This window comes from Microbacterium sp. NPDC055665 (assembly GCF_053618035.1).
Genome location: NZ_JBSHGY010000002.1, coordinates 183142 through 197601, shown reverse-complemented (window position 1 = coordinate 197601; position 14460 = coordinate 183142). Strand labels below are relative to the sequence as shown.

The following is a 14460-nucleotide window of genomic DNA, read 5'->3' as shown; positions in this document are numbered from 1 at the left end:
TTCGACCGGGCGAACTCGGCGGCCCCACAAGGGCGGAATGGGAGGATGGAGGCATGGCCCTCTCCGACGCTCCGCTCCTGCGCGCCCTCGCAGGCTCCCGCCCCGCCCACGCTCCGGTGTGGTTCATGCGGCAGGCCGGAAGGTCGCTCCCCGAGTACCGCGACCTGCGAGTCGGCACGCGGATGCTCGACGCCTGCCTCACTCCCGACCTCGCCGCCGAGATCACGCTGCAGCCCGTCCGCCGCCACGGTGTCGACGCGGCCGTGTTCTTCAGCGACATCGTCATCCCGTTGCGCCTGGCCGGCGTCGACGTCGAGATCGAGCCGGGACGCGGACCGGTGTTCGCGAACCCGGTGCGCACCGCATCCGACGTCGACCGCATCACGGCCATCGATCCCGACGGCCTCGACGGCACGGCGATCGCCGAGGCTGTGCGCCTCGTCACGGCGGAGCTCGGCGACACCCCGCTGATCGGCTTCGCGGGCGCTCCCTTCACTCTCGCTGCGTACCTCGTCGAGGGCGGCCCTTCCAAGGAGCACCTGCGTGCACGGGCGATGATGCACTCCGACCCCGACTCGTGGAACCGTCTCGCCGGATGGCTCGCGCAGGTCTCGCGCCGCTTCCTCGAGACGCAGCGCGATGCCGGAGCATCCGTCGTGCAGCTCTTCGACAGCTGGGCCGGCTCGCTGAGCACCGCCGACTACCGCGCCTTCGTCGCCCCACACTCCCGCGCGGCGCTCGAGGGCATCGGGCTGCCGAGCATCCACTTCGGCGTCGGCACGGGGCCGTTCCTCGCCGACATGCGCCTCGACGGCATCGCCGACGGCGTCGGGGTCGACTGGCGTCTGCCGCTCGACGAGGCCGCCGCGATCCTCGGACCGGACGTCACGGTGCAGGGCAACATCGACCCCGCGCTGCTCTCCGCTCCGTGGCCCGTGCTGGAGGCGCACGTGCGCGACGTGATCGAGCGTGGACGCGCGGCCCGTGCGCACATCCTCAACCTCGGGCACGGCGTCCCTCCCGAGACCGACCCCGATCAGCTCACCCGCATCGTCGAGCTGGCGCACACCGTCTGACCGGAGAATTGACCGCATGACCTCTGAGCCGTCTTCTTCTGAGCCGTCTTCCGCCGAGCCGTCCGACCTCGCTGCACGCGCGGCCGAGAAGCACGTCGTCGTCATCGGCGGCGGCATCGGCGGGCTCGTCGCCGCACGGGAGTGCGCCAAGGTCGGCATGCAGGTGACGCTGCTCGAGGTCGCAGACGAACTGGGCGGTGCGATCCGCCGGATCGAGCTCGACGGAGTCGTCGTGGATGCCGGTGCCGAGAGCTACGCGACCAGGGGCGGCCTGGTGCGCGCACTGGTCGAAGAACTGGGACTCGCCGACCGTATCGTCGCGCCTCGGCCGGGCGGCGCATGGCTGGCCGGCATCCCGGGCGTGGGCGCGGCTCCCCTCCCCGTCGGAGGCATCCTCGGCATCCCCGCCAACCCGTTCCAGGACGACGTCCGCCGCATCCTCGGCTGGTCCGGCGTCTGGCGCGCCTACCTCGACCGGGTGCGTCCGCCGCTCACGATCGGCCATCAGCTGAGCCTGGGGAAGCTGGTCTCCTCGCGGATGGGATCGAAGGTGCGGGACCGCCTCGTCGCTCCCGTGACCACCGGCGTCTACTCCGCATCTCCCGACGACGTCGACATCGACATCGCGGCGCCCGGTCTCAATGCCGCGCTCACCCGCGTCGGATCGCTGTCGGGTGCCGTGCAATCTCTCCGGGATGATGCAGCGGCGAAGGCCGCAGACACGCAGGCCGCCGCGAAGACTCCCGGCGCTGCGGTCGAGGGGCTGACCGGCGGCATGAGCGGGCTCGTCGATGCGCTGGCCGACGACCTGACCCGCCTGGGCGCCGAGGTGCGCACCGGTGTGCGGGTACGGAGCATCCGGAAGACGGCGAAGGGCTGGGGCATCGAGACCGAGGTCGCGCCCGCGATCGCCCCGGACCCGGTGGGCGAGACGGATGAGGTGGTCGCCGAGCTGCACGCGGCCGAGGCGGTCGAGCCCGTGATCGAGGAGATCGCCGCCGACGCCGTCATCGTCGCCACTCCCGAGGCCGCCGCTCGCTCGCTCCTCACCGCCGCTGTCCCGGCGCTGAAGAACGCGGAGGCCGCATCCTCTCCCGAGATCGAGATCGTCACCCTCCTGCTCGACGCTCCTGGACTGGATGCCGCACCGCGCGGCACCGGTGTGCTCACGGTTCCGGGCAGCCACACGGCCAAGGCGCTCACGCACTCGACCGCGAAGTGGGCCTGGGTGCGGGAAGCGGCAGGTCGGCGACACCTCGTCCGGGTGTCGTTCGGGGCGCAGGGGGAGCCCGCTGCGACGGCAGCGCTGAGCGACGAGGCGGCGGCCGATCTGGCCCGGACCGAAGCCGCCACGATGCTCGGGGTCGCACTCGCCCCCGACAGCGTGATCGCCTCGCACCGCGGTCGTTTCGTGCAGTCGCAGCCGGCATCGATCATCGGTTCCGGTGAGCGCCGCACGGCCGCGCGCGCGGCGGTGCGGGCTGTTCCGGGCATCGCGGCGGTCGGCGCCTGGCTCGCCGGCACGGGCCTGGCGCAGGTCATCCCGGATGCGCGCGACGAAGCCGACCGTCTGCGACGCGCCCTGTTATGGGAGTGAGTCCGCGCTCCGTGTCAACCCTCTGACCCATAGATGCCGAAATCGGCATACGGGGCTACGCTGGGAGCCTGGTCGCGGGGAGCGGAAGCCTGCGGGCCATCCAAGCCGGGCGAAGCAGGCCGGACAACCGGAACTAGGTGAGGAGACCCCATGAAGGGGAAGATCGGACTCGTCGTCGGACTCGGCGTGGGCTACGTCCTCGGCACCCGTGCCGGACGTGAGCGCTATGAGCAGATCAAGACGCAGTGGCTGAAGGTGTGGGAACTCGATCCCGTGCAGGAGCAGGTGTCCAAGGTCAAGGGCTTCGTCGGCGATAAGGCCGCGGCCGTGCCGGGCGCCCTATGGACCGGCGTCGTGAAGGTGGCCAAGTCGGTCTCCGGCAACGGCACCCCTGGGCAGCGTCTCGACTCCGCCATCGCCACCGGCCGCGAGGCTGCGGAAGACCTGGCCGAGGCTACCGAGGAGGCTGTCGAGGCCGCGAAGGAGTCCGCCAAGACGAGCAAGCCCGCCTCCAAGTCGGGCACCTCCACGTCCGCTGCCTCGAAGTCCACACCCAAGAAGACCGGCTCCTGACATGCCCCGCGGATACCGAGATCGTGCCGACGACAGCCTGCTGACCCTCCTCGGGGATCTGCCGGAACTCGTCACGAATCTGGTCAAGGCCGAGATCGACGCCGCCAAGGCGTGGGTCTCCCGCACCTCGAAGGATGCCGGCATCGGATCCGTGTGGTTCGTCGTCGCGCTGTTCTTCCTGTTCTGGGCTGTGCCGGTGATCCTGGTCTTCGCGATCGCGGGGTTGTCGTCCTGGTGGCCGGTATGGCTGTCGGCGATCGTCGTGTTCGGCATCCTGATCCTCGCAGTGGCGCTGTTCGCGCTGCTCGGCATCCTGAAGTTCCGCAAGGTCCTCCGCCGTCAGAATCCGGCGCAGGCCGTGGCCGAAGACATCCGACTCGTGAAGGAGGCCGGCGATGACGAATTCTGACTCCCTGCCGCGCACCGTCGTCCCCGCAGGCATCGTCGACCCGGTGACCTCCGCTCGAGCCGAGCTGAAGGCCGCACTCGCCGCCATCGAGGTCAAGGGCAACATCCCGCGCCGAGTCGAGAAGGCGTCGACGCGCGCTGCGGCGAAGGCCCGGGTCTTCGCCGACCGCAATCCGCTCGGCGCGATCGCCGCGACCGTGGGCATCGCGGCCGTCGTGGGGGGCGCGGTCTGGGCGATCGCGCGCGCCATCGCGCGCTGACGACGGCATTCCAGGATGCCGCTGATTCCCCGGTCGGGGTGATTAGCGGCTCCTGCGCAAACGAGGCAGACTGGGGAGCATGATGTCCGAAGAGCGCGATGAGAACCCGTCCGGCTTCACCCTCTGGGCCGTCTGGCGACGAAACCCCGACGTTCCCGTGACGGAGACCGAGTCGACCGAGCTCGAGACGATCGTCGCGTACATCGAGGACTCCGGCGTGATCGTCCGCGGCTTCTACGACGTCTCGGGCCTCAAGGCCGATGCCGACCTCATGGTGTGGCTGCACGGCGAGACCGCCGAGGAGCTGCAGAAGGCGCTGCGTCGTCTGCGCCGCACCGAGCTGCTCCGCCCGCTCCTCCCGGTGTGGAACGTCATGGGTGTGCACCGCGACGCCGAGTTCAACCGCGCGCACGTGCCCGGCTTCCTCCGCGGGGTCGAGCCCAAGGACTGGCTGTGCCTGTACCCGTTCGTGCGCACGCCCGAGTGGTACCTCGCCCCCGAGGAGGAGCGTCGCAAGATGCTCGCCGACCACGGTCGCAAGGGTGCCGCGTTCACGGGCGTGCTCGCCAACACTGTCGCCTCGTTCGCGCTCGGCGACTACGAGTGGCTGCTGCCGCTCGAAGCCGATGAGCTCACCGACCTCGTCGACCTGATGCGCGACCTCCGGTACACCGACGCGCGCCTGTACGTGAAGGAGGAGGTGCCCTTCTACACGGGGCGCAGACTCCGGTTCGACGAGATCGCGGACGTGCTGCAGTAAACGACATGACTACCCCCATCCGTCTGGGCACCCGCCGCAGCGCGCTCGCGCAGGCGCAGTCCGGTCACGTCGCCACGGCCCTCGAGCAGCTCTCGGGCCGCCGGGTCGAGCTCGTCCCGATCACCAGTGAGGGCGACACCAACCGCGCCTCCCTCTCCGAGATCGGCGGCCAGGGCATCTTCGCCACGCGCCTTCGCGAGGCGCTCCTCGCTGGGGAGTGCGACTTCCTCGTGCACTCCCTGAAGGATCTGCCGACGGCGATCCCCGACGGGCTCGTGATCGCCGCGACCCCGAAGCGGGAGGATCCACGTGATGTCGTGCTCACTCGCGACGGCATCCCGCTGCATGAGCTGCGCTCCGGCAGCACGGTCGGCACGGGCTCGCCGCGCCGCATCGCCCAGGTTCATCGCCGGGCGCCGGGTGCCGAAGTCGTCGACATCCGTGGGAACGTCGACTCCCGGCTGGCGCGGGTCGCATCCGGGGAACTGGATGCCGTGATCCTCGCTGCTGCAGGGCTCTCGAGGCTCGGGGCGGAGTCCCCGCTGCGTCGCGAGGAGCTCGGTCTCGCCGAGTGGCCGACTGCGCCGGGGCAGGGCTCCCTCGCGGTCGAGACGCGGGAGGATGCGCCGGAAGAACTCCTCACGGCACTCGCCGGTCTCGACGATCAGGACACCCGACTGGCCATCACGGTGGAGCGCGCGATCCTCGAAGGACTCGACGCGGGATGCCAGGCGCCGATGGCCGCGCACGCCGTGGTCGACGGCTCTTCGATCCGCGTCAGGACCGTCGTCTACGCCGCCGATGGTGGGCGTCGGATCGGCCTCGACGTCACCGAAGACCTGAACGGGGAGTATATTCGTCGGAACGGCAGTGGCAATGGAGCGGATGCTGCCGATGGTGCAGACCCGATGCACGCAGCGCGCGAGTTCGGGTTCACTGTTGCCCGTCGGCTGCTCGATCAAGGGGCGGCCGGCCTCGTACCCCGAGAGCAATAAACCCTCATGACCACTTCCGAAATCAAGCAGGACCGACCGCTGGACGGCTGGCGCATTCTCGTGCCGCGTGGCGGGCCGTGGGGCGACGGCGTCGCCGCGAGCCTGCGTGCACAGGGAGCCGTGCCCGTCGTCGCGCCGCTCATCAACTTCGCCCCGACGACCGACCAGGCGGCGCTCGATGCCGCTCTGGCCGAGCTGGCGGCCGGTTCCTTCGACTGGCTCACGATCACCAGCGCCACGACGGTCGACGTGCTCTTCGCGCACCGCGCTGTCGTCCCCCGCACGACGAAGATCGCCGCCGTCGGAGAGACGACCGCCGCCGCGCTGCAGGCCGTCGGCTACGAGGTCGCACTGGTGCCGGAGCAGGACAACTCGGCCGAGGGCATGGCGCAGCAGTTGATCGCGCTCGAGACCGAACCGCGTCGCATCCTGGCTCTGCGCAGCGAGATCGCGAAGCCGGTGCTGAGCAAGCAGCTCGCGAAGGCCGGGCACGAGGTCGCGAGCGTCGTCGCCTATCGCACGGTCGGCGTCCCGGTCACCGAGCGCATCCGCCGAGACGTCGAGAACGGCCGGATCAACGCGATCCTCATCACGAGTGGGTCCGTCGCCGAACAGGTGCGCGAGCAGTTCCCGGAGATCCCCGATGAGACGCTGCTCGCCGCGATCGGACCGCGGACCGCGAAGGATGCGCAGCGCGCGGGTCTTCCGGTGTCGGTGGTCGCCGACCGGCAGACCGTCGATGCGCTGATCGACGCGGTCTCGCACTTCACGCTTCCGCACGCGGCCGACGAGTTCGCGCCGTGAGCTACCCCGACGTCCGACTGAGGCGACTGCGTCAGTCGAGGGCCGTGCGCGATCTCGTGCGCGAGACCTCGCTGCAGCCACGGCAGCTCGTCCTGCCCATGTTCGTCCGCGAGGGCATCGAGGAGCCGGTGCAGATCGGCTCGATGCCCGGGATCGCCCAGCACTCCATCGACTCCCTCCGCTCGGCTGCGGTCGAGGCGGCCGAGGCGGGCGTCGGCGGCGTGATGCTGTTCGGCGTCCCCGCGGTGCGCGACGCGCGCGGGTCCGGGGCCGACGATCCGCGCGGCATCCTCAACCTCGCGACCGAGGCGCTGGCCGCCGAGGTCGGAGATGCGCTCGTCGTGCAGACCGACCTGTGCCTCGACGAATTCACCGACCACGGCCACTGCGGCGTGCTCGCGGCCGACGGCTCGGTCGACAACGACGCGACGCTCGAGCGCTATGCCTCGATGGCTCTGGCCCAGGCGCGCGCCGGATCGCAGCTGCTCGGGCTGTCGGGGATGATGGACGGGCAGGTCGCGGTGATCCGCGCTGCTCTCGATGCCGAGGGCTTCACCGACACGCTCCTCCTCGCCTACGCCGCCAAATACGCGAGCGCGTTCTACGGCCCCTTCCGCGAGGCCGTGGATTCTCAGCTGCAGGGCGACCGTCGCACGTATCAACTCGATCCGGGCAACCGGCGCGAGGGCGTCCGCGAGGCCGTCGTCGACGAGGCCGAGGGCGCCGACATCGTCATGGTGAAGCCGGCGATGGCCTTCCTCGACGTGCTGCGCGAGGTGCGCGACACCGTGAGCATCCCGGTGTGGGCGTACCAGGTGTCCGGCGAGTACGCCATGATCGAGGCCGCCGGCGCGAACGGCTGGATCGACCGCCGCGCGGCCGTGCTCGAGTCCCTGCTCTCCATCCGCCGTGCGGGTGCCGATGCCGTGCTGACGTACTGGGCGACCGAGGCCGCCGGCTGGCTGCGCGACTGATATCTCCGAGGAGTTCTCATGACCGACCGCAATGACGACCTGTTCTCCGCTGCCCGCGCGGTGATCCCCGGCGGGGTCAACTCGCCGGTGCGCGCCTACGGCTCGGTGGGTGGGACGCCGCGGTTCCTGGCTTCGGCGAAGGGCGCCACCGTCACGGATGCCGCGGGGCGCGAGTACGTCGACCTCGTGGCCTCCTGGGGGCCCGCTCTCCTCGGGCACGCGCACCCGGAGATCGTCGCGGCGGTGCAGGAGGCCGCGGCCCGAGGGCTGTCCTTCGGCGCCCCGACCGAGGGCGAGGTCGAGCTCGCGGCGCTCATCGCCGACCGGGTCCGCTTCGGTGAGATCCGTCCCATCGAACGCGTGCGCCTGGTGTCCACCGGCACCGAGGCGACCATGACGGCGATCCGTCTCGCACGCGGCGCGACCGGTCGCGACCTGCTCGTGAAGTTCGCCGGGCACTACCACGGTCACTCCGACGGGCTTCTCGCGGAGGCCGGTTCCGGTGTCGCGACGTTGGCGCTTCCCGGCTCGGCCGGCGTCCCGGCGCCCATCGCGGCGCAGACCCTGGTGATCGGCTACAACGACCCCGAGGCGCTGGCCGCGGTGTTCGCCGAGCACGGCCCGCGCATCGCCGCTGTGATCGTCGAGGCGTCGGCGGCGAACATGGGAGTCGTCCCCCCGCTGCCGGGCTTCAACCGCCTGATCGCCGACACCGCTCACGCGCACGGCGCCCTGATGATCCTCGACGAGGTGCTCACCGGCTTCCGGGTGCACCCGGCGGGCTTCTGGGGTCTGCAGGCCGCAGCGGGCGAGGACTACCTGCCCGACATCTTCACGTTCGGCAAGGTCGTCGGCGGAGGCATGCCGCTGGCCGCGCTCGGCGGCCGCGCCGAGGTCATGGACCTGCTCGCACCTCTCGGCCCGGTCTACCAGGCGGGAACCCTCTCCGGGAACCCGCTGTCCGTCGCGGCGGGCCTCGCGACGCTGCGACTCGCGACCCCCGAGGTGTACGCCACGGTGGATGCCGCATCCGTCCGGGTGTCGACGGCCCTCGATGCCGCGCTGACGTCGGCCGGAGTCACGCACGCCGTGGCCCGCGCCGGGAACCTGTTCAGTGCGTCGTTCCGGGCGTCCGAGCCGAGGAACTATGCCGAGGCTCAGGCGCAGGAGTCGTTCCGCTACGCTCCCTTCTTCCACTCCCTGCGGGAGCAGGGCGTCGCTCTCCCGCCGAGTGTCTTCGAGGCCTGGTTCCTCACGGCCGCCCACGGCGAACAGGAGCTCCAGCTCATCGAGGCGGCACTCCCGGCCGCGGCCGCCGCCGCGGCAGCTGCGCGCCCCTGACCCGATCGCGGCGATCGGGCGGGCGAACCCCGACGAGTGGTGGCAATCGACAAGGGATCGTTGCGTTCCTGTGAGCAACTTCCAGACAACTGGCAGGGCCGCGCTGGCAGACTGAGTGCATGGTGACGTTGCTGCTGGACCAGACGCAACTCGAAGTCGTGCTCTCTCCGCTCGAACGTGCCGCCACCTTCCACCGCGACAACGTCCGGATCGCGCGCGAGACCATCACCAAGGTCCAGCTCACGGACGATGCATGGACCTGGCTGCGGGGCGTCCCGAACCCCGGCACGCACATCCCCGGCATCCTCGCCGCGGGCAGCTGGAAGGCGGCGGGCAGCCTGGACTTCGTGCTGATCCGCAAACGTCGTCCGAGCGTCGTGATCGACCTGGAGGGTGACGAGCAGTACGGTCGCCTGATTCTGACCACGCGCCACGGACTCGCTCTGACTCAGGCGCTTCGCCTCGACGTGTCGACGGAGCCGGCTGACGTCGAAGAGATCGTGGCGACCTCGCCCACCGCCGTCCCCAAGGGCAGCCGTCGGCCGGTCATCCGCCCCCGACCCGCCTGACGCCGGCGACGCCGGCCGCGGCCGCGGCCACCGCCGATCGGACAGAGGAACGCCCTCCGCGACCATGGGTCGGGAGGGCGTTCTCGGTTCTCATCGGAGCCGAGGCTCAACCGTGATGGTTCTCGCCATCGTGGTGGTGCTCGTGGTTTTCGTGATTCTCGCCATCGTGGTGGTGCTCGTGGTTCTCGTCACCGTCGTGGTGGTGCTCGTCACCCTCGTGGTGTTCGCCGTTCGTGTCGTCGCTGCCCGACTGGTCGTCGGAGTCGGACGCCTCGGCACCGTCGGATGCCGCTTCCTCAGCGGGAGGCTCCTCCGCGCCGGACTCGTCGGCGTTCGCCTCATCCGACGCGCGCAGCGGCACGGTCTCGATGACGCCGGTGGAGGCGATGCTCCAGTGGGCGCTCTCGGACGAGGCGTCGTCTGACGACTCGCCGGATTCCGGGCTGAGGGGGTAATCCTTCGGTTCGTCCTCGTAGTACGCGCGAGCGGCCGCGGCCAGCATCGAGCTGACGGCAGCGGATCGCGGGTCCTCGTCGGCAGCCTCCGGCCGGTCCGACGAGTCGAGGTCGGCGGCGTCGATGTCCGACCCGTCGTCATCCGCATCGGACGCGGACGTGTCCTCGAGGTCGGCGAAGATCTCGACTCCCGCGTGCTCGGCCTCGGTGTGCTCGTCGTCCGACGCATCCCCGTCGCGCGGCGACGCGTCTTCGTCTTCGGACGGGCTGTCGACGGCGCTCACGTCGTCGGAGCCTTCGGGCGCGCCCGACGCAGGCTCGGCGGCGTCATCGACGTCGGCCGGCTGGTCCGCGGACGCGTCGTCCGTGGCCGTGTCGTTCGTAGCGTGCTCGTCGTCCGTGGCGTGCTCGTCGTCCGATGTCTCGAAGATCTCGGCGACGCTGTGGCGCGGCTCCTCGGCGGCCGTCGGTGCGTCGGCCGCCACCGGCGCCGCCGACCCGAACAGGATCTCGTCGAAGGACCGTGCCGGGGGCTCTTCGCCCGGAACGACGGCATCCTGCGCATCGTCGTGCGTCTCCGAGGATTCGGTCTCCTCGGCGGGAGCTTCTTCGACGGGAGTTTCCTCGGCGGGGGCTTCCTCGGTCGGGGCTTCCTCGGCGGCAACTTCCTCGGTCGGTGCGGTCTCGTCGGCGACGAGACCATCGCCGGCCTCGTCCTCAGAGCCGCTGTCGGCGCGGGCGGTGCCCACGGCGGCGAGATCGTCTGCCACCGCCTCATCGGCAGGAGCGGAGGCGGCCTCGGCCGCCCAGGCAGCCGCTGCGGCGACGGGGATCGCGACCACGGATTCGTTCGGCGCGATGGTGGCGTCTGCGGCCAGGGCCTCGGCGGCCACGGGCGGAGCGATCGGCGCCTGTGACTGTGCCGGGGCCGGATAGGCGGGCGGCGCGTGCCTGCCGCCGCGCATCAGGTCGATGAAGACGTCTTCCAGCGTCGGTCCGCGCTGCACGAGCGTGCTCAGAGCGATGCCCGCGTCGGCGGCCACTGCGCCCACGGTGCCGGCGTCGCCTCCGCGGACGGTCAGGCCGGAGCGCAGCACCTCGATGTCGAATCCGGCTGCGGCGAGCGCGGCGCTGAGCGCATCGCGATCCGCGGCGTCGACGATGACCGAGCCGCCCTTCGGATCGGCCAGGGTCTCGATGCCGCTGGCCAGCACGAGCTGACCCTTCGACAGCACGAGCACGTTGTCGGCGACCTGCTCCACCTCGCTGAGGACGTGCGACGACACGAGCACCGTGCGCCCTTCGTCCGCAAGGCGGCGCATCAGCAGCCGCATCCAGCGGATCCCCTCCGGATCCAGCCCGTTGGCCGGCTCGTCGAAGACCAGTGCGCCCGGATCGCCGAGAAGCGCGTGCGCGACGCTGAGCCGCTGGCGCATGCCGAGCGAGAATCCGCCGATCCGCGAGTCGCCCTCGCCGTCGAGACCGACCAGGGAGAGGACCTCGCCCACGCGCGCCAGCGGGACGCCGTTGGCCTTGGCGGCGATCGTCAGCTGTCGTTCGGCGGTGCGCCGCGGGCGGTAGACCGTCTCTTCGAGGACGGCGCCGATCGTGCGCAGCGGCTGACGGAGCTCGCTGTATGCCGTGCCGCCGATCGTCGCGGTTCCGGACGTGGCGCGCACCTGGCCCAGCAGGATGCGCAGCGTGGTGGTCTTGCCGGCACCGTTGGGGCCGAGGAAGGCGGTGACAGCACCGGGCTCGACGCGCGCGGAGAAGTCCGAGACGGCGGTCACCTCATTGAAGCGCTTCGTCACGTGCGTGAACTCCAGCACCTGTCCTTCAGGCATCGTGACCTCTCGTCGCGTTGAACAGTTCCTCCCTATCCTGCCGGAAAAGCCTGTCGGATCCCGCATTTCGCGCGGAATACCGCCCTTCGGGAAGACGGTAGCCTGGCACGCGTGACCGATTCTCAGGCTGCCTCCCGTGTCCTCGTCCGCACCGAAGGGGCGCTCGGGCGGCTCACGCTCAACCGTCCGGAGGCGATCAACGCTCTCGACGCGGAGATGATCGGCATCCTCACCGAGACCCTGAACGCCTGGCGCGACGACACCGATGTGCAGATCGTGCTGATCGACGGCGCGGGGGAGCGCGGCATGTGCGCCGGTGGCGACGTGCGCGCGCTGCACGCGCAGATCGTGGCGGGTCAGGCCGAGCGGACCGCCGAGTTCTTCCGCGCCGAGTACGCCCTGAACGCGATGATCGCCGAGTACCCGAAGCCCGTCGTCGCCTTCGCGGACGGCATCACCATGGGCGGCGGCATCGGGCTCGCCGGTCACGCCGCCATCCGCATCGTCACCGAGCGATCGAAGCTGGCGATGCCCGAGACCCGCATCGGCTTCACGCCCGATGTGGGTGGCACCTGGCTCCTCGGACGGGCGCCCGGACGTTTCGGCGAGTACTTCGGACTCACCGGATCGACGATGAACGGCGCGGATGCCGTGTACCTCGGATTCGCCGACCACTTCGTGCCGTCGGACAGGCTGGAGGCGCTGAGCGAGGCGCTCGCCTTCCGCGCCGACCCCACCGGACCCAGCGAGATCGTGCTGCTCTTCGACGAGACGCCCGAGCCCACCGAGCTCCCGGCATCGCGGGAGTGGATCGACGAGGCGTTCTCCGCGCCGACCGTGACCGAGATCGTCGAGCGCCTGCGAGCCCAGGAGACCACGGATGCCGGCGCCACCGCCGATCTCCTGGAGGGGCTCGCGCCGACCGGGCTCACCGTGACCCTCGACGCCGTGCGCGAGGCGAGGGACGTGCCGGGCCTGCGCGCGGCACTCGAGGGCGAGTACCGACGGGTGCTGTGGTTCGTGAACGAGCATCCCGACCTCGTCGAGGGCATCAGGGCGCAGCTGGTGGACAAGGACCGCAACCCGAAATGGGACCCGCCGACCCTGGCGGAGCTCGCCCCGGATGCCGGTGCCCCCGCGCGGGACTACGTGCCGCAGTCGCCCCTGTTCTGAGTCGCCTGCGGTTCGCCCGCACACCTGTCGGGAGAATGCACGCCTATCGGGCGGATCGGCCCGTCTCCGGGGGGTCTCGGCCGAAACTCCCGACAGGTGGACCGTGGAGCGCGCCGGATCCGGCCGCAGGGTCTACGTTCCGCCGTCCGCGGCGGGCTCGGGGTGCGAACGTGTCTGCCAGATCGTCCGGAGCACGTCGATCACGTCATCCGGATCAGCCTCGACGGAAGCGGCCTCCTCGATCAGTTCGCGGAGGAGCCGGATGACGGATGCCGGAAGGACGCCCGCCGTCTCGGCGACCCGCGTGCCCGCCGCGGTGCGCGAGACCACGAGTCCCTCGGCCTCGAGCATCTTGTAGGCGCGTGCGGCCGTGCCGGGAGCCACGCCCAGGTCGCTCGCGGTCTGGCGCACGGTCGGCAGCCGTTCGCCGGCGCCGAGCTGTCCCGAGACGATCAGGCCGCGCAGCTGTCGGTAGATGTCGAGAGCGGGATTCGCCTCATCGGCCGGTGACAGCTTCGGACTGAGGCTCACCGTGCGGCCTTCGCTTCGGTGGTGCCCAGGGCAGGAGCGGCGGACTCGGCGCCGTGCGCGAGGTGCGCGGTCACGAGGAACAGGAGCACGAACGCGGTGATCTCGAGCGCCGGTGCCGCCCATCCGCCGATGGCGGCGAGCTCTCCGTATCGCCAGAAGGCGTCATAGGTGTCGCTGCGTCCGTCGCCATCGACCGTGAGCCCGGCGATCGATCCCGCTTCGGCGATGAACCGCAGCGCTCCGGCCAGGGCGAGCAGGGCTGCGGAGGCCGCGAGCCGGGTGATCCCGCGCGCGATGTCGCGACGCTCGCGCTGCTCGGCGACGACCGTCTCCGGGCGGAGGAACGAGCGGGCAGCGTTCGCGTGCAGTGCCGCCGCGACGACGGCGATGAGGGCGGCGGTGCAGATCAGGACGGGGATGCCGTACGCCCATCCGTAGAACCAGGGACGGATCGGGTCGATGGTCTCGTTGGGGACGTCGATCTCGAGGTAGACGTACGGACCGCCGTTGAGGTTCGACGATGCGAGTCCGGCGAGCAACGTGGTCGTCGTGAGCGTGAGAAGGGCGAGGGTGGTGCCCACCCATGCCACACGGGAGCTGAAGGTCAGCCAGGTCCGGCGCGCGGCGACGACCGGTCGCTCGGGAGGGGTGCTGCCTCGTGTCGCGATCATCGCCAGCAGCACGGCGACCCCGACGGATGCGGTGAACACCGGTGTCGCGTACCGCCACCAGGAGACGACGCCGTTGAGGCTCACGCCGAACATGCCCAGGACGTATCCGCTGATCAGGTTCTCGGCGACGAAGATCACGATCACGGCGATCGCCGCGATGCCGAGGGCGACGTGCTCGGGCACGTAGCGGACGGACACGGCAGTGGCCGCCGAGGGGGTGAGCCGGACGCGGCTCCGCCTCCGCGCCGCCCAGCGGGGCGAGACGGCGATCCCGACCGCGATGATCGCCGCGACGACCAGCGAGACGAAGGGCAGCGACAGCAGGGCGCCCGCCCACTGGGCCGGGTCGAGCAGAGATGCGATGTGAGCAGGCATGCGGGATCCGTTCTTGATTGTGTCATATGTCTATCACAAGTTGTATCAACACGA

General features: G+C 70.8%; 15 protein-coding genes. 12 read left to right on the top strand and 3 right to left on the bottom strand.

The genetic code is table 11. The features are described 5' to 3' along the window. Nucleotides 1-53: 53 nt before the first annotated feature. From hemE to ACWGO6_RS06555, 11 genes are all read left to right on the top strand, one after another. Nucleotides 54-1076, top strand: a complete 1023-nt coding sequence (hemE, locus tag ACWGO6_RS06605; protein ID WP_452326236.1) for a uroporphyrinogen decarboxylase — start codon at nt 54-56, stop codon at nt 1074-1076. Nucleotides 1077-1092: 16 nt separating this feature from the next. Then, complete coding sequence (locus ACWGO6_RS06600) at nt 1093-2673, top strand: protoporphyrinogen/coproporphyrinogen oxidase (RefSeq protein WP_452326235.1); 1581 nt, start codon at nt 1093-1095, stop codon at nt 2671-2673. Nucleotides 2674-2823: 150 nt separating this feature from the next. Further along, nucleotides 2824-3246: a hypothetical protein gene (locus ACWGO6_RS06595; protein WP_452326234.1), complete on the top strand. Its 423-nt coding sequence runs from the start codon at nt 2824-2826 to the stop codon at nt 3244-3246. A 1-nt stretch (nt 3247) separates the two neighbouring features. Further along, a complete protein-coding gene (locus ACWGO6_RS06590) occupies nt 3248-3655 on the top strand; it encodes a phage holin family protein (RefSeq protein ID WP_136041254.1) in 408 nt (135 codons plus the stop codon). Next, complete coding sequence (locus ACWGO6_RS06585) at nt 3642-3914, top strand: hypothetical protein (protein ID WP_136041255.1); 273 nt, start codon at nt 3642-3644, stop codon at nt 3912-3914. Before ACWGO6_RS06590 ends, ACWGO6_RS06585 begins: the two co-directional genes overlap by 14 nt. Nucleotides 3915-3993: 79 nt before the next feature. Continuing rightward, complete coding sequence (gene hemQ / locus ACWGO6_RS06580) at nt 3994-4674, top strand: hydrogen peroxide-dependent heme synthase (protein ID WP_136041256.1); 681 nt, start codon at nt 3994-3996, stop codon at nt 4672-4674. A 5-nt stretch (nt 4675-4679) separates the two neighbouring features. Next, nucleotides 4680-5669, top strand: coding sequence for a hydroxymethylbilane synthase (gene hemC, locus ACWGO6_RS06575; RefSeq protein WP_452326233.1), 990 nt, complete (start codon nt 4680-4682; stop codon nt 5667-5669). A 6-nt stretch (nt 5670-5675) separates the two neighbouring features. Next, nucleotides 5676-6473 carry a uroporphyrinogen-III synthase gene (locus ACWGO6_RS06570; protein ID WP_136041258.1) on the top strand — a complete coding sequence of 266 codons (798 nt, stop codon included), beginning with the start codon at nt 5676-5678 and terminating at the stop codon, nt 6471-6473. After that, on the top strand, nt 6470-7447 hold the full coding sequence (gene hemB / locus ACWGO6_RS06565; protein WP_136041259.1) for a porphobilinogen synthase: 978 nt from the start codon (nt 6470-6472) through the stop codon (nt 7445-7447). Before ACWGO6_RS06570 ends, hemB begins: the two co-directional genes overlap by 4 nt. An 18-nt stretch (nt 7448-7465) precedes the next feature. Then, nucleotides 7466-8788 carry a glutamate-1-semialdehyde 2,1-aminomutase gene (gene hemL, locus ACWGO6_RS06560; RefSeq protein ID WP_136041260.1) on the top strand — a complete coding sequence of 441 codons (1323 nt, stop codon included), beginning with the start codon at nt 7466-7468 and terminating at the stop codon, nt 8786-8788. A 119-nt stretch (nt 8789-8907) separates the two neighbouring features. After that, nucleotides 8908-9357, top strand: a complete 450-nt coding sequence (locus ACWGO6_RS06555; protein WP_136041261.1) for a hypothetical protein — start codon at nt 8908-8910, stop codon at nt 9355-9357. 106 nt (nt 9358-9463) lie between these two features. Here the strand turns inward: ACWGO6_RS06555 and ACWGO6_RS06550 are convergent, their stop codons facing one another. Continuing rightward, nucleotides 9464-11656 (bottom strand): ATP-binding cassette domain-containing protein, encoded by a 2193-nt coding sequence (locus tag ACWGO6_RS06550; RefSeq protein WP_452326232.1) that lies wholly within the window; start codon nt 11654-11656, stop codon nt 9464-9466. Between the two features lie 111 nt (nt 11657-11767). Between ACWGO6_RS06550 and ACWGO6_RS06545 the strand changes: the two genes are divergently transcribed. Beyond that, nucleotides 11768-12829: an enoyl-CoA hydratase/isomerase family protein gene (locus ACWGO6_RS06545; protein WP_452326231.1), complete on the top strand. Its 1062-nt coding sequence runs from the start codon at nt 11768-11770 to the stop codon at nt 12827-12829. A gap of 132 nt (nt 12830-12961) precedes the next feature. Here ACWGO6_RS06545 and ACWGO6_RS06540 read toward each other — a convergent pair whose 3' ends face one another. Further along, nucleotides 12962-13360 (bottom strand): GntR family transcriptional regulator, encoded by a 399-nt coding sequence (locus tag ACWGO6_RS06540; protein WP_452326230.1) that lies wholly within the window; start codon nt 13358-13360, stop codon nt 12962-12964. Further along, nucleotides 13357-14406: a hypothetical protein gene (locus tag ACWGO6_RS06535; RefSeq protein WP_452326229.1), complete on the bottom strand. Its 1050-nt coding sequence runs from the start codon at nt 14404-14406 to the stop codon at nt 13357-13359. Before ACWGO6_RS06535 ends, ACWGO6_RS06540 begins: the two co-directional genes overlap by 4 nt. Between the last annotated feature and the right edge of the window lie 54 nt (nt 14407-14460).

Excerpts from the sequence above, each read along its gene's own strand:
- hemE (WP_452326236.1), top strand. The coding sequence starts at position 54 with ATGGCCCTCTCCGACGCTCCGCTCCTGCGCGCCCTCGCAGGCTCCCGC.
- ACWGO6_RS06600 (WP_452326235.1), top strand. The coding sequence starts at position 1,093 with ATGACCTCTGAGCCGTCTTCTTCTGAGCCGTCTTCCGCCGAGCCGTCC.
- ACWGO6_RS06595 (WP_452326234.1), top strand. The coding sequence starts at position 2,824 with ATGAAGGGGAAGATCGGACTCGTCGTCGGACTCGGCGTGGGCTACGTC.
- ACWGO6_RS06590 (WP_136041254.1), top strand. The coding sequence starts at position 3,248 with ATGCCCCGCGGATACCGAGATCGTGCCGACGACAGCCTGCTGACCCTC.
- ACWGO6_RS06585 (WP_136041255.1), top strand. The coding sequence starts at position 3,642 with ATGACGAATTCTGACTCCCTGCCGCGCACCGTCGTCCCCGCAGGCATC.
- hemQ (WP_136041256.1), top strand. The coding sequence starts at position 3,994 with ATGATGTCCGAAGAGCGCGATGAGAACCCGTCCGGCTTCACCCTCTGG.
- hemC (WP_452326233.1), top strand. The coding sequence starts at position 4,680 with ATGACTACCCCCATCCGTCTGGGCACCCGCCGCAGCGCGCTCGCGCAG.
- ACWGO6_RS06570 (WP_136041258.1), top strand. The coding sequence starts at position 5,676 with ATGACCACTTCCGAAATCAAGCAGGACCGACCGCTGGACGGCTGGCGC.
- hemL (WP_136041260.1), top strand. The coding sequence starts at position 7,466 with ATGACCGACCGCAATGACGACCTGTTCTCCGCTGCCCGCGCGGTGATC.
- ACWGO6_RS06555 (WP_136041261.1), top strand. The coding sequence starts at position 8,908 with ATGGTGACGTTGCTGCTGGACCAGACGCAACTCGAAGTCGTGCTCTCT.
- ACWGO6_RS06550 (WP_452326232.1), bottom strand. The coding sequence starts at position 11,656 with ATGCCTGAAGGACAGGTGCTGGAGTTCACGCACGTGACGAAGCGCTTC.
- ACWGO6_RS06535 (WP_452326229.1), bottom strand. The coding sequence starts at position 14,406 with ATGCCTGCTCACATCGCATCTCTGCTCGACCCGGCCCAGTGGGCGGGC.